The 13,985-nt window shown below is 67.1% G+C and carries 14 protein-coding genes and 1 pseudogene; 8 read left to right on the forward strand and 7 right to left on the reverse strand.

Translation table 11 applies throughout. The features are described 5' to 3' along the window. Positions 1-24 precede the first annotated feature (24 nt). Positions 25-909 carry an LLM class flavin-dependent oxidoreductase gene (locus NA10_RS05355; RefSeq protein WP_067564228.1) on the reverse strand — a complete coding sequence of 295 codons (885 nt, stop codon included), beginning with the start codon at positions 907-909 and terminating at the stop codon, positions 25-27. Positions 910-1,252: 343 nt separating this feature from the next. On the opposite strand from NA10_RS05355, the gene NA10_RS05360 reads away from it, so the two are divergent. Together NA10_RS05360 and NA10_RS05365 are read left to right on the forward strand one after the other, a co-directional pair. Further along, positions 1,253-1,933, forward strand: a complete 681-nt coding sequence (locus NA10_RS05360) for a S1 family peptidase (RefSeq protein WP_157556087.1) — start codon at positions 1,253-1,255, stop codon at positions 1,931-1,933. A 91-nt stretch (positions 1,934-2,024) separates the two neighbouring features. Beyond that, the gene (locus NA10_RS05365) at positions 2,025-3,176 is read left to right on the forward strand and encodes a lipase family protein (RefSeq protein WP_067564231.1); all 1,152 of its coding nucleotides are present in this window, start codon (positions 2,025-2,027) and stop codon (positions 3,174-3,176) included. Positions 3,177-3,548: 372 nt separating this feature from the next. Here the strand turns inward: NA10_RS05365 and NA10_RS05370 are convergent, their stop codons facing one another. Then, a complete protein-coding gene (locus NA10_RS05370; RefSeq protein WP_218021456.1) occupies positions 3,549-4,226 on the reverse strand; it encodes an alpha/beta fold hydrolase in 678 nt (225 codons plus the stop codon). A gap of 162 nt (positions 4,227-4,388) precedes the next feature. Between NA10_RS05370 and NA10_RS05375 the strand changes: the two genes are divergently transcribed. Continuing rightward, positions 4,389-5,267, forward strand: a complete 879-nt coding sequence (locus NA10_RS05375; protein ID WP_084514332.1) for a M23 family metallopeptidase — start codon at positions 4,389-4,391, stop codon at positions 5,265-5,267. Positions 5,268-5,313: 46 nt separating this feature from the next. Here NA10_RS05375 and NA10_RS05380 read toward each other — a convergent pair whose 3' ends face one another. After that, positions 5,314-6,570, reverse strand: a complete 1,257-nt coding sequence (locus NA10_RS05380) for a cytochrome P450 (RefSeq protein WP_067564236.1) — start codon at positions 6,568-6,570, stop codon at positions 5,314-5,316. A gap of 282 nt (positions 6,571-6,852) precedes the next feature. Here NA10_RS05380 and NA10_RS05385 point away from each other — a divergent pair, with 282 nt between their 5' ends. Continuing rightward, a complete protein-coding gene (locus NA10_RS05385) occupies positions 6,853-7,353 on the forward strand; it encodes a hypothetical protein (RefSeq protein WP_157556089.1) in 501 nt (166 codons plus the stop codon). A gap of 17 nt (positions 7,354-7,370) precedes the next feature. On the opposite strand, the gene NA10_RS05390 is transcribed toward NA10_RS05385, so the two are convergent. After that, positions 7,371-7,922 carry a cutinase family protein gene (locus NA10_RS05390; RefSeq protein ID WP_169812524.1) on the reverse strand — a complete coding sequence of 184 codons (552 nt, stop codon included), beginning with the start codon at positions 7,920-7,922 and terminating at the stop codon, positions 7,371-7,373. A gap of 348 nt (positions 7,923-8,270) precedes the next feature. Between NA10_RS05390 and NA10_RS05395 the strand changes: the two genes are divergently transcribed. After that, positions 8,271-8,930, forward strand: coding sequence for a class I SAM-dependent methyltransferase (locus NA10_RS05395; RefSeq protein ID WP_067564244.1), 660 nt, complete (start codon positions 8,271-8,273; stop codon positions 8,928-8,930). Between the two features lie 70 nt (positions 8,931-9,000). On the opposite strand, the gene arfB is transcribed toward NA10_RS05395, so the two are convergent. Further along, complete coding sequence (gene arfB, locus NA10_RS05400; RefSeq protein ID WP_067564246.1) at positions 9,001-9,429, reverse strand: alternative ribosome rescue aminoacyl-tRNA hydrolase ArfB; 429 nt, start codon at positions 9,427-9,429, stop codon at positions 9,001-9,003. Positions 9,430-9,977: 548 nt separating this feature from the next. Here arfB and NA10_RS05405 point away from each other — a divergent pair. Then, positions 9,978-10,421, forward strand: a complete 444-nt coding sequence (locus NA10_RS05405; RefSeq protein WP_067564251.1) for a type II toxin-antitoxin system Rv0910 family toxin — start codon at positions 9,978-9,980, stop codon at positions 10,419-10,421. Here NA10_RS05405 and NA10_RS05410 read toward each other — a convergent pair whose 3' ends face one another. Then, positions 10,422-10,901, reverse strand: a complete 480-nt coding sequence (locus tag NA10_RS05410) for a universal stress protein (RefSeq protein WP_245677048.1) — start codon at positions 10,899-10,901, stop codon at positions 10,422-10,424. It lies immediately after the preceding gene. Between the two features lie 195 nt (positions 10,902-11,096). Here NA10_RS05410 and NA10_RS05415 point away from each other — a divergent pair, with 195 nt between their 5' ends. After that, positions 11,097-12,275: a L,D-transpeptidase gene (locus tag NA10_RS05415; RefSeq protein WP_067564254.1), complete on the forward strand. Its 1,179-nt coding sequence runs from the start codon at positions 11,097-11,099 to the stop codon at positions 12,273-12,275. On the opposite strand, the pseudogene ligD reads toward NA10_RS05415, so the two are convergent. After that, positions 12,272-13,239, reverse strand: a pseudogene (ligD, locus tag NA10_RS05420) (non-homologous end-joining DNA ligase). The gene NA10_RS05415 and the pseudogene ligD overlap by 4 nt on opposite strands. A gap of 342 nt (positions 13,240-13,581) precedes the next feature. On the opposite strand from ligD, the gene NA10_RS37475 reads away from it, so the two are divergent. Beyond that, positions 13,582-13,908: a hemerythrin domain-containing protein gene (locus NA10_RS37475; protein WP_169812525.1), complete on the forward strand. Its 327-nt coding sequence runs from the start codon at positions 13,582-13,584 to the stop codon at positions 13,906-13,908. Positions 13,909-13,985: the final 77 nt, after the last annotated feature.

Consider the following 13,985-nt stretch of genomic DNA (forward strand, 5'->3'; position numbering starts at 1 on the left):
TGTGACCCGGGCCACTCCGAGATGTCAGCGGGATTCGACCAGTTTCGCGGTCGCCTCCAGAACCGCGAGATCGGTGGAGCCGGGGACCAGGATGAATTCGTCCAGGCCCGCGGCTTCGGCTCCGTCGATGGCGCGCAGGATCGCGTCGGCGTCGAAGGTGGTCATGGCCGCCGCGGTGGCTTCGGCGTTCTTCGAGCCCAGGAAGGCCAGATATTCGGCGGTGAAATCGCGCAGCACCGGAGCCGCGTCGGGAATGCCGAGGGTGTAGAAGCAGCCACTCACCAAGCGCGGCTTGGTCTCTCGCTCGGCGGTGATCCAGGCCCGGCGCGCATTGTCGGCGGCCCAGGAGATCTCACCGGGTGCCCCGCCGAGGCTGAAGGCGACCACACCGTCGGCCCAACGTGCCGCCCGCGCCAGCGATTTCGGCCCCAGCGCACCCGCGAGAATCGGCGGACCGCCCGCCTGGACACACGGCGGTCCGATCGGATCCGCACCCTCGGTATGCGGGGTCCCGGACCACAGTGCGCGCAGTTCGGCCACCCCGCGTTCCAGAGTCGCATGGCGATGGCCGAATCCCGCTCCGAGACTGCCGTAGTCGTGCGGTCGCGCACCGACCCCGACCCCGAGGGTGAGGCGACCCTGCGACAGCACATCGAGGGTGGCCGCCTGTTTGGCGATCAAGGCCGGTGGATGTGCGGGCAGCACAGCCACATTGGCGAAGATGCGCACCCGCTCGGTGAGCGCCGCCGCCGCGGCCAGGGTCGTCCACATCTCCGGATTGTGGAAGGTCATCCGCTCCCCGCAGGAAATACTCGCGAACGGACCCTGCTCGGCGCGCAAGCACCAGTCGACGGTCGCGCCGCGGTCGTAACCCCGGCACATGGTGGGCAATGCGATACCGATATCCATTCGCACACTCTGCCTCGACCGGCCCCACCCGCGTGCCGGAATTGTCGCCATTCCCCGGTGCGGCCTCGACACGCCTGCGCGCACGTCGGTCACACACACAAAGGGGACATTTCAGATAAATAAGTCCGAATGGTATGTTTCACTTATTCGGCTTACGCATTACTTCTCGGCCGATTCGCAACACCCCGATTTCCAGGTTCACGCATCACGGTCTCCGGTCCGCGCGAGCGGGCGTCATTCCCGCTGTCGTCGATCACCTGGCCCCGATGGCCTCCCGCGCGAGAGGTTCGGCATGTACTCCCTGGGCAAGATTTGCAGCGGCCTCGGATCCGCCGCTGCCACAGTGATTTTCAGCCTGGCCCTGACCCCCTCGGGCGTCGCGGCCGCCGCCGGTCCGGCGGTGCTCGGGCCCGGTTCGGGTATAGCGATCGGCACCGGTGAGCCCGATGAGTTCTCGCTGTGCACCCTCACCGCCATCGGATTCGACGCCGCGAATCGCCTGGTCGGAATTACCGCCGGACACTGCGGTGAGGTGGGCGCGCAAGTACTCGCCGAGAACTCCCTCGGCACGGGTTTTCTGGGCCGGCTCGCGGAGCAGGATTACTTCTGGGATTGGGCGGTCATCGAATTCGATCCGGCCAAGGTGATTCCGGTTCGGCAGATCACCGCCGGCGTGGTGGCCGGCCTGGGCGCACCGCCCGCACCGCTGCAGATGGTCTGCAAGAACGGGCGCACCACCGGATTCACCTGCGGTCCGGTCTGGGAGGAGATGACCGAGGGTTTCAGCAGTCATGTCTGCGCCGATTACGGCGATTCCGGTTCGCCGGTACTGGTCGGTGATCGATTGGTCGGCATGATCGTCTCCGGTCAGCCCATCGATCTGGGCAGCGTGGACCTGCACCTGCCCTCCTGCGCCAATCCCGCCAATCCGGTGCACGAACCCGATTTCGCCACCGGGATCGCCAATGTGCTCGCGAATATCAATCAGCACGGCGGCGCGGGCACGGGCTTCCGATTGTTCTGAGCGACTCGCGTCACCTTGCAATGCGGAGCCGTGTAGCGAATAGTCAGCTACTAGTCTTCGATAGCGTTTTCGGCGAGTCGGGAGGTGCGGTATGCCAGGGATTCGCGGCTGGGCGGGCGCGGTGGTCGCGGCCACCGCCACGGCGAGTATGACGCTCGGACTCGATACCGCGACCGCGGTCGCCGATCCACCCGGAACGCTCATCTCGGCCGAGCCGCGCGACGACGGATTCCACGGCATCCCGGGCGGATCGGTGCTCAGGTACTGGATGGCCGATTCGCACGGCACCCCGAAGCAGGCCAGCGGCGCGCTCTTCGTGCCGGGCGGCCCGCCCCCCGAAAACGGCTGGCCGATAGTCGCATTCGATCACGGCACCACGGGGCTGGGGCCGGGTTGCGGTGGCAAGTCCGATCCGAGCACGGCACCGTACGACGCCTATGTCGCGGACGAGGACAACATCATGCGGTCCCTGGTTTCGCAGGGTTTCGCCGTGGTCGCACCCGACTATCTCGGACTCGGCCTCTACGACAACGGCCCGCATCCCTATCTGGAACGGCAGAGCGAGGCGACCGCCACCATCGATATGGTGCGGGCCGCGCGGGCGGCGAAGCCGGAGCTCTCCACGACCTGGGCGGTCATGGGTCTGTCGCAGGGCGGGCAGGCCGCACTGGGCACCGGCCACCTTCAGGCAACCTACGCGCCGGACCTGGATTTCCGCGGCACCATCGCGGTGGACCCGGAATCGGATGTGGAAAAGGTGCTGCCGATCGCCGGACCCGGCATCCCGGCACTGCCCGACACCTCCGGCACACTCGGCTTCTTCTCGGACATCCTGGCCGGGGTGCGCGCCACCCGCCCCGAGGCCGAGGTGGACAGCTATCTGACCCCGTTCGGCCGCGATCTGCTCGACCGCATCGGCACCCTGTGCGAACCGCAGATCGAGGCGACCGTCAATGGCGTCGGCATCGGCCAGTTGCTGAGCCGCTCGCTCGGCAGCGAACCGATTCGCGCCGCCTACACCGACTATCTGACGGTGCCGACCACCGGCTACAACCGGCCGATTCTATTGCTGGTCAATATCACCGACGCGACCGTGCCCTCACCGCTGCACGCCACGCTGGCCGCGCAGTTCGCCGCCAATGGCGTGGATTTCCGGACCGTGACCGGCACCGGCACGCACGTTCAGCTCAATCCGCCGATGTGGGCCGCCATCAATGACTTTCTGCGCCCAATTCGGCGGTAAGCGCGCCGCGCAAGAGCTTTCGCGCCTGCTCCAGATCGAGTGAACCGCTGAGCAGCGCATGCTGAGTGCTTCGATGAGCCCGGTGAGGCGTTCGGCGGCATCGTCCGCGGTGATCTCGGGGACCACACTGCCGTGCCGCTGCGCGCCGCGGATGAGTTCGGCCGTGTCGTTGGTCCCGCTCAGCGTTGCGGCGCGCGGCTGTTCGCGCAGTTCGGGCCGGAAGACCGCCGAGGCGCGCAATTCACCCCGGGCCGTGCTGTTCTCCTTGACGATCGGAATGTCCTGGAGTTCGCGTAGCAGCGTCTCCTCCAGGTGGATGCGCGGCGGCCCGGGATCGGCGGTCACGTCGGTGTACTGCTCGGCGCGATTGACTCAGTGAGCGGATTCCGCTGCGGCCGAGAGGTATTCGACCACGCCCCGGGGATTCGAGAGTGCGACGAGATGGCCGCCGGGGATGATGTCCGCCTCGACGCCGAGACGATCGCGGGCAACGCGCTGCTGCAGACCGAGCGGGAAGAGGCGGTCGTCCGCGCCGACCAGCACGCGAGTGGGGATATCCGGCCAGCGGGTGAAGTCGCAGACATCGTCGAAGATGCGCTCGGATTCGGGGCGTTCGGGGCCGTCGTCCAGCGCCTCCGGCGGGACATCGTGCAGGAAGTAGACGGCGTCGTCGAATTCACGGGTGTAGCCACCGGCATCGGCCGCGGCCAGGCGGGCCTCGGCGGAGCCGACATTCGCGCCCCACCGGCCCGCGGTCTCGCCGGGTCGCGGGATCATGGCGTTGACGAAGATCAGGGCGGACGGGGTGATGAGCTCGCAGACCAGGGCGGCGGTGAAGCCGCCGAGCGACTGTGCGACAAGGACATCGCCGTCGGCGGCCGACTTCAGCACGATATCGCGATACTCCGCGAGCCCCGCCCGCTCGTCATCGCCCGGCAGGTCGACGGCGACCGCCTCGTGCCCCGCGGCCGTCAGGCCCGCCACCACCGGATGCCAGTACGACGCCATTCCGCCCGCGCCGGGGATCAGAACGAACTTGCTCTTGTTCACGGTCATACCGATCTGGACGGGGCGGGGCCGGTGAATTCATCGGTGCGGTGAAAGGAATTACGGTACAGGGCAATTGCCATTCGAATTCGCCGGTGGCGATGATCTCGGGTCTGTAGAGTTTTCGGCACGTCGCGCATTCAATTCTCGACCCGAGGATGAGCCTTGCCGAATCATCGAGTATCTCCCGGTTCCCTCTCCGTCGCCGATCTGCTCGAGGCGTCCGAGATCCATTGTCCCAGTACCCATCGCGCGGAGACCTTGCCCACCGTCCGGTTCAAAGCGGTCGCGGGCGTCGCCATCGCGGCGGGCGCGCTGCTGACCACCGGTGCGCACCTGTCCCCCGCCATTGCCGAGGCCACCCCGCTCGCACCGGCGGACGAGGATCCGGTGAATACCGCCGAACCCGTTTCCGCCCCAGCGCAAGTCGCGCCCGCGGCGGCGGTGAGCACCCCCTTCGGGCTGGTCGGATTGCCACCGGAGGTGGCGGCCCCGCTGGCCCAGGCCGAGCAGACCATCAAAGACCTGCAACAGCAATGGCTGCCGGCGGTACAGGCGGCGATTCCGGCCCTGCCGCCCGCGCCCGCGCTCCCGGCGGTCCCCGCCATTCCCGCCCCCGCGCCGCTGACCATCGAGCGCACGGTGCTGCCGGTGCAGGGTGGCCAGATCAGCTCCGGATTCGGCGGCCGTTGGGGCGCTTTCCATTACGGCGTCGATATCGCCGATCCGATCGGCACGCCCATCCATTCGGTCCGCAGCGGCACCGTACTGGACGCGGGCCCGGCGCAGGGTTTCGGGCAGTGGGTGCGGGTCAAACAGGATGACGGCACCATCGCCGTCTACGGCCACGTCAACGATATGTACGTGAGCCGGGGCGATCGGGTGGACGTCGGCGAAGTCATCGCCTCGGTGGGCAATCGCGGCGACTCCACCGGCCCGCACCTGCACCTGGAGATTTGGGGCACCGACGGCGTCCGGGTCGACCCCGTGGTCTGGCTCCAGAGCAAAGGTGTTCTGATGCAGCAGCATTGGGGCGCGGACTGAGGAGTCCGCACGCGGCGGCCTCGAACCGACACCGTGCCCGGCCCCGTCATCCCCGACCCGTCCAGGGCACGGGCAGTGGGGGCGAGGGGGTGAAGGCGACCGGGAGGGCGGTCAGGGCGCGGTGGAATGGCCCTGGCCGCCAAGACAATTCGGCGGGCGGCACGGCCAGTCGGATTTCGGGGAGGGCATCCAGGAGTTGGTCGATGGCCTCCTGTGCGATGAGGTATGCCAGCGGGCTGGCGGGGCAGGCGTGCGGTCCCGCGCCCCAGGCGAGGTGGGAGCGATTGCCGGAGATTTGACCGCCGCCGATGGCCGGATCGGTATTGCAGGCCGCCATGCTGATGACCACCGGCTGGTGTGCGGGCAGCCAGGTCTCCTCCACCAGGACGGGCTGGCGCGGATAGCTGATGCAGAAGTTGGCCATCGGCGGATCGTTGAAGAGCACCTCGTCCAGGGCGTCGCGGGTGGCCAGGCTGCCGCCCAGTACGCTGCCGCCGAAGCGGTCGTCGGACAGGATGATGAGCAGGGTGTTGACGATCAGGTTCTGCTGCGGCTCGATACCCGCGCCGTAGAGGGTGGCGAGCTGATGCACCATCTCACCGTCGGTCAGTTCGGTGGGGTGCCGCAGCAGGCGGGTGGTGACATCGTCACCGGGTTCGGCGCGTTTATGCGCGGTCAGGCGGGCGAGCGCCTCGACGAGTAATTTATTGCCGTTCTCCGCGCCGACACCCTCGAAGATTGCCCGAAAGCCCTGCGCCGCCTGCGCGGCGATTCCGGCGGGGCAGCCCAGCAGATGGTTGAGCACATCGAAGGCGAGCGGAAAGGCATAGTCGCGCACCAGATCCGCCGAGCCATCGGCGCAGAAACCATTGATGAGGGTGACCGCGGTCCGTTCCACGGTGCTCTGCAGTCCGAATCGATCGATTCCGCTCAGCCCGGCGGTATTGGCCTGTCGATAACGCGTGTGCGCACCGCCCGCATTGCGCAGCGCATTGGGCCGCCACTGCATCATCGGCAGTACCGGACAATCGGCGGGGACACCCTCCTGCCAGGCGCGCGGGTCTGCCGGAAAGCGGTCCGGATCGTTGAGAATCCTTACCGCCGTGCGGTATTCGAGTACCAGGGTGGCGGGCACGCCCGGGGCGAGTTCCACCGGGGCCAGCGCACCGTATCTGTCCCGCATCTCCCGATAGGCGCGATGCGGGTCGGCGGCGAACTCGGGACTGTACATCGGTATGCGCGATCCGGCGATATCGAATTGCGCGGTGGCGGGAACGGGTGCGGCCGGGGCCGAATCTGGCATCTAATGAACTCCACGCGGTGAACGACACTCCCCCGCCGAACACCGCACACCCCGGACGTGGAACGAATCACCCTACCGGCGAATCCTGAAACCGCACAGTATGTTTAGCCACGCGAATCAAATCCGCTACGCGGTCGCCGAATCCGTTGCCGAACCCGTCCGAACGATGCGAATTATCATGTAAGGGCCCTCGACAGATCGGCCACCCCCGCACCGGAAAATGATAGCTTTTCCCTATGGCCGAAAAGGGCCGGAGTACCGACTGCGCATCGAGGGAGAACCGTGGCAAGGGCTGTGAAGGTGGCCGCCGCACGGGTTTGCGGAGGAATATTCGGGATTGTTGCGTGCCTGGCGGGAATCGCGCCCGCGCACGCCGAGTCCCCGCCCGGTCCGGCCGTCGTGGACGGCACCATGTATTTCGCCCTCGGCGGCTGGAACTGTTCGATCGATCCGAACGGCACGGTCGGCTGCGATCTCACCGTCCCGGCCGCGCTGATGAATGTGCTCTACGCCGGACTTCAGGTGCCGGTGCCCAATGTGCCCGCGATCATCATCGATTCGGCCGCCCTGCCCGCCCGCCCCGATTGGATTTCCAACGGCAGTCACACATTGCCCGGCGGAAATCCGGCGCTGCCGCGACTGACCGCCGCGACCAACCACGATCCGCAATTCTCCGTCACCCATGCCGGAGCCACCTGTCAAATCACCTTCAATGGTGCGGCCACCTGCTCCTCGCTGGGCCACGGATTCAGCCAATGGGGACCGGAGCCGTTCGGCTACTGATCCCCATGGCCCATCGGTTACCGGTACCAGACGCCGGAATCCCAATCACCGTAATCCCAGACATTGAAGTCGTACCGACTGTGCGCGCCTCCGAAGAGGTACCCCCACCAACCAGCGGAGGTGTCGCAGATCTGGTCATCGTGGTTGCAGACGGTCACTACCGGGAAACCGCCGAACCAATCATCGACGCCCGCAAGGGGATAGCCGACGATGCCACTGCCCGGAGTCGACGCCAGGCCCGCCCCGCCGGGTCCCGCGTCCCGCTTGGGATCGGCCAGCAGAATGGCATTGGCATTGTCGACGCCCTGATGAGCGGTGACCCAGGCGTGGACCAGGCCCGCGCCCTCACTGTGCCCGATGATCCGGATATGGTCGCCCGGGCATTGGTTGCGATGCTGCCAGAACAGCCGATCGATTTCATTCAACCCCGACATCGGGTCGGCGGAGTTGTAGCCCACGGGCTGATTGACGAACGGGGCGAAAATCGACGAGGAGTTGTCGCCGAGACCGCCGATGCCTATGGCCCAGTCGCCAAGGCAGTCATCGGCTTTCGCCGCGGGACTCGTCACGAAGGAAATGGAAAACAGGATTGCCAACATGAATGCGGCGAAGAGCGCCGTTGCTCTACGCATGATAGTACTTCTTAACTGATCGTGCCCCCGGGTCCGGCCCGGCTCGCGGAGTATGTACCCAGAAATTGCTGGCGTTCTTGATTTCTGGCGAAACAGTTATGTCGGACCTGTTTTTGTAGGCCGTAATGCAATGTCACGGCCGGGGATTCGCGCGCCCGCCGCGGTTTGCCCGCCGTATCCCTCCGGCTTCGGTGAGTACCGCGACCCGACACCGGCTCCGGGTCAACGGAATCCGCAGGGGTCCGGGCTTGACCTGGACCCAGGTCGAGGTTGCACGGTAGAGGTATGACCCGAACCGAAATCTGGAATGCCGCCTACGACAATGACACCGCGCCCTGGGTGATCGGCGAACCCCAGCCCGCGATCGTCGCGCTGGAGCGAACCGGCGCGATCACCGGTCGGGTTCTCGAACCCGGTTGCGGCGCAGGCGAACACACCATCCTGCTGACCCGCCTCGGATACGACATCCTCGGTACCGACCTGTCCCCCAGCGCCATCGATCGCGCCCGCGCCAACGCCGTAGCGCACGGCGTCCCCCACGTCGCGTTCGAAGTGGCCGACGCCCTCACCTTCGCCACCCGCCCCGACTTCGCCGGACCCCCACCCGCCTTCGACACCATCGTCGACAGCGCCCTGTTCCACGTCTTCGGCACCGAACCCGAACTGCGCGCCGCCTACGTCCACAACCTGCACGCCGTCTGCAAACCCGGCGGAGTCCTGCATCTGCTGGCCCTGTCCGATACCGAACCCGGCTTCGGCCCCCGCATCAGCGACACCCTGATCCGCGAATCCTTCAGCACCGGTTGGCAATTGGAATCCTTGCATCCCACCCGCTACCGCGGCCGGGTCATCCCCTCGATCACCGAAGCCCCGCCCGGCCTGGAAGTCTCCCCCGAAGGCATAGTCGACGTAGCGGCGTGGATCGCCCGCATCCGCCGCCTCTGAGCCACCCGCATGTACTGGCGCAGAACACCTCTCGGCATATGCCTGCGCCAGTACATGCACATCGGGGCGGTCAGTCGTCGGGCAGGGCGCGGCGGTTGCGTTTGGTGATACCGCGCCGCTTCTTGGCGGCGATGCGGCGTTCCTTCGCTCCGCGGGAGGGTGCGGTGGCGCGGCGATCGGGGGCCGGGGCGGCGGCGGCCGCGCGCAGTAGGGCGGCCAGGCGTTCGCGGGCGATCGCGCGATTCTGCAACTGGGCGCGGTGTTCCGAGGCGGCGATGGTGAGCACACCGTTGACCAGGCGGGTGGCCAGGCGCTCGAGCATGCGGGCACGCAACCGTTCGGGCACCGAGGGCGAATTTGCGAGATCGAACGAGAGTTCCACCCGGCTGTCGGTGGTGTTGACGTGCTGTCCGCCCGGACCGGAGGACCGGGAGAACCGTTCGCGCAATTCGGACGCGGGTATCACCAGCGCCCGAGTCACGGTCAGGTCCTCCGCCATACTCCGCCGCACTCTCCGATCCGATGGTTGGGCCAGGTCAGTCTAGTCGCGCGCGTTGGGCGGTGAGTTTCTCGATCCGGCGGCATCTCGGTGTAAATCCCACTGAATGCCGATTGTCCGAGCGCATCGCACCGGTCCGGCCAATGCGCTGCGCGATGCCACCGGCATCCGCCGCACAGACCTGCCGGTGACCCGGCACTTCATCTGGATAGCGTTGTGCGACCAGTGGATTCGACAAGCGTCCGGGCCTTCGCCCACCCCGCCCACAGCAGCCGATCGGAGCCTGCCGCACTCGTGGCCCCGCTCTCGGACGCGGTTCGGGAGTAGGCTCCGCGCGGCCCGGCGCATACCGTTTTCCGGCCATCGCGGACAAATGCGATTTCATCTGCAATTTCGCCGTTCACCAGCGCATATCCCGATGTTGTGCTCTCGTTTCCAGTGTGCCAAGATCGTCGGCGTCGGCTCGGGGGGAAGTTCGTCGGAGGCAGTCGGCAATCCGCGTCGCGCACCCGTTTTGACTCGCCGCCAACATATTTCAAGGAGCCGCCATGGGAGCGCTACTTCTCAGCAGGGATGTGCCCGGAACGCCCGAATCCCTGTTCAACACCATTGTCGCGCCGACGACCTGGGAGCACTGGTTCGGCATTCATCACGACTTCGTCGGCACCCCGCCCAAGCGACTCACCGAAGGCTCCACCGTCGTGGCCGAGGTACTGCTGCACGGCATGCTGGAGGAGGTCGAGTGGACGGTGACCCGCCTCGACCATCCGTGCCGAATCGCCTTGCGCGGCAAGGGCAGAACCGGCATCCACTACGACCTGACCTACTGGTTGCAGACCACCGAGACAGGTACCAATATCACCGCGGGCGTCACCTTCGCGGGCCCGCTCGTCACCAATCAGGCGACCAAGGCGCTGGAACAGCACGGCTACGAGCAGCTGGACAACACCCTGGGTCAGCTCGCCGAACTCGCCTGCGCGCTACACGAATAACTAGGGCACCACGGTCACCGGCCACCGCCCGGCACGCACCAGGCGCATGGCCACCGAGCCCACGAGCCGGTGACCGGCCTGCTGCGACGCGCCCACCACCACCGCGTCCGCGCCGAGTTCGTCGGCGGCCTTGGCCAATTCGCTGAAGGCGTCCCCGCGCCGGGTCAGGAACTCCCACCGCACGGTGAAGATATCCCTGACCCGCTCGGTCGCCTCGCGAATCTCCTTCACCAGATCATCTGCGATATCGGAGGTGATGGATCGGGTATCCACGCCCAGCCCGGCCACCGCCGACATCCAGGGCTGCACGTAGACGATCGCCAGCCGCGCCCCCTGCCGCCGCGCCAGCCCGGCCGCGTAAGCCGCTGCCCGCCACGAGGTATCGGAACCGTCCACGCCGACCACGATGACCAGCGGCCCGTCGGTACCCAATTCGAACCCGGAGTCGTCCCGTTCCCGGGGCATCATCGCCTCACCCACGAATCCACCCTAACGCGCTGAACCGAGCGAACGAGTCAACGGCCGGGCCGGTACGGGGGAGCGCCGACATCGGGACGGTGTCGGTTGCGCGACGGATCGGTGGAGGTTCCGCCCGTCGGCGCGGCGGTGCTTGTGTTCGCGGCACATGCTGTCAGGCGAAGTGGGCCGGACCCACCGGGTGAATGGAGGAACGCCGTGGCCATCCGACGTCGTGTGCTGCTCATCGGGTTGGCCGGGGGCCTCGGCGCGGCCGGATGCGCGCGCGAACCGGCCGCACCGCCCACACCCGCGGTGATCCGATTCGAACCGGCGGCGCACGAGGCCGGGGCGCGCCAGCCGGGCGTGGTGCGGGTCAGCGAGGGAACCCTGCGGTCGGTCGAATGGATCGATGAGACCGGACGGGCGCTGCCGGGCGCCGCCGCGCCGGATCAGCGGAGTTGGACCAGTAGCGAACCGCTGGGGTACGGGCACACCTACACCGCGAAAGCCGTGGCGCACGGGGAAACCGGTGCGGTCACCGCGACCACGACCTGTGTGACGCCCACCCCCGACCAGCTGATCGATGTGTCGCTGCGCTCGGCGACCATGGTCGAGCTGGCCGAAAACGATACCTACGGAGTGGGTTTCGTCGTGGTGGCGCATTTCGACGCGCCGGTCGACCGGGCGGCGGCCCAGGGATGCCTGAAAGTCCTCACCGAACCCGCGGTCCCCGGCGGCTGGTATTGGCTCGACGATCGCAATGCGCATTGGCGGCCCGAGCGGTATTACGCGCCCGGATCCCGGGTCACGGTCTCGGCCGAACTGTTCGGGGCCGCGCTCGGTACGGGGAGTTACGGCGCACGCGATCAACGGGTTTCGGTGCTCATCGGACCGGCGCACGTGGCCATCGCCGATGACGACACCAAGATGATCGACGTCTTCGAGAACGGGAATCTGATTCGCAGCATGCCGACCTCCATGGGTATGGGCGGCACCTCGGTGGTCGGGGGCCGGGTGCTGTCGTTCTGGACGCGCCCGGGCACCTACACCGTGCTGGACCGGCAGGATCCGGTGATCATGGACTCCTCCAGCTACGGTCTGCCGGTCAATTCCGGGCTGGGTTATCGCTCGACCATCCATCACGCCGTGCGCATCAGTCACGACGGCATCTTCGTGCACGCGCTCGCGCAAAGCGTGTGGGCCCAGGGCAATACGAACGTCTCGCACGGCTGCCTGAACATCTCGCCCGAGGACGCGGCCTGGTTCTTCGACTATGTCATTCCCGGTGATGTGGTCGAGGTCCGCAATACCGGCGGCGATCCCCTGGACATCTGGCAGAACGGCGACTGGGGCATACCGTGGCCGGAGTGGTTGCGCGGCAGCGCCCGGGGCTAGTCGCCCGAATCCTCGTCCAGGTCGACGACTTCCACCTTGTCGCGGTCCGCCCATTCGAGGAGCGGTTCAGGTCGAAGACGGTCTCGTCGATACCCGCGTGCAGATCGCCGAGTGCGGCGTAGCGGTCGGGCACGGTGGTCATGGTGAAATCGCGCGGATGCAGATCCGGGATCTCCGCCCAGCGGACCGGGGTCGAGACCGTCGCCTCGGGCACGCCGCGCACCGAATAGGCCGCGGCGATGGTGTGATCGCGGGCGTTCTGGTTGTAATCCACGAACAGCATCGCGGGGTCGCGATCCTTACGCCACCAGGCGGTCGTGACATCCTGCGGCGCGCGGCGCTCGACTTCGCGGGCGAAGGCCAGGGCCGCGCGGCGCACGTCCTGAAATCCGTGGGTCGGGTCGATGCGCACATAGACGTGCATCCCCTTGCCCCCGGAGGTCTTCGGCCATCCCACCGCCCCCAGTTCGTCCAGCACCTCGTGCACGACCCCGGCCACCCGCTGCACCCGCGACCACGGGCACTCCGGCATGGGATCCAAATCGATCCGCCACTCATCGGGCATCTCGGTATCGAACCGGCGGGAGTTCCACGGATGGAACTCCACCGTCGACATTTGGACTGCCCAGATCACATCCGCCAACTTCTCGACGCAGAGTTCGTCGGCGGTGCGCCCGTATCGCGGAAAGTACAGCCGCACGGTGGGAATCCACTCCGGGGCCCCACCCGGAATGCGCTTCTGATGCACCTTTCCGCCGGGCAGTCCCTTGGGAAACCGATGCAACATGCAGGGCCGATCCCGCAGCGCGTTGACGATCCCGTCCCCCACGCTCAGGTAGTACCGCACCAGGTCGAACTTGGTCGCCCCGGTCTCGGGAAAGTACACCCGATCCGGATTCGACACCCGCACGGCGCGGTCGCCGACCGTCACTTCGACCGCCGGAGACCCCGACTTACCGACCATCTGTCCGACGATATCCGAAACAAGCCCGAGTCCGACGTATTCGACAGGCGACAGCCCGCCGGTGCCCCGCCCCGGTGCAGTGCTCGGAGTCCCGTCACCGGTGATCTTGTCGATAGGATGGAGAGGTGTCGCGTGTCGGCGGCGGGTGGACGGCGGTTGGCATGGAGGCGCCGGTATTTCAGGAGGCAATCATGGGTTCACAGTTCCCGCCCTGTTGATTCGGTTCGCGCGCACCGTTCACTGTGCGCGTATCTGGTACTCCCCCATCGGTTTTCGGGTTGCCGCGGGCCTGCGCCTGGTCGCCGGGCGAGCGCTGCCCACCTCCGGGAGAAGAGAATCCGCATGTCCGCCGACAGCACTCGCGCGCGAGCCCTCGGGCGTGAACTCATCGATACCCACAACTGGTTGCGCGGCGAGTTGAAGCGCGTCGCTCGCGAACTCGACGAATATCGGGCCGACACCGATGTTCGTCCGCTGCGTGAGCTGCGCGGTCACTGCCTGGCTTTCTGCCGGGCGCTCTCCAACCATCACACCAATGAGGACGTAGGGGCGTTTCCTGTACTGGCGCAGCGGTTTCCGGAGTTGGCGCCGGTGCTCACCGCACTGGGGGAAGACCACCGTCTGGTGGCTGGCATGGGAGGAACGCCGGATCACCGCCGCGCTCGATGAGCTGTCCGGCGATCACCGCGGCGGGGAGCTGTTCGGGACAGCTCCCCGCTGACTGCCTGTCGCGAGAGCGGAATCGG

Source organism: Nocardia acidivorans NBRC 108247, assembly GCF_001625085.1.
Classification (GTDB): Bacteria; Actinomycetota; Actinomycetes; order Mycobacteriales; family Mycobacteriaceae; genus Nocardia; species Nocardia acidivorans.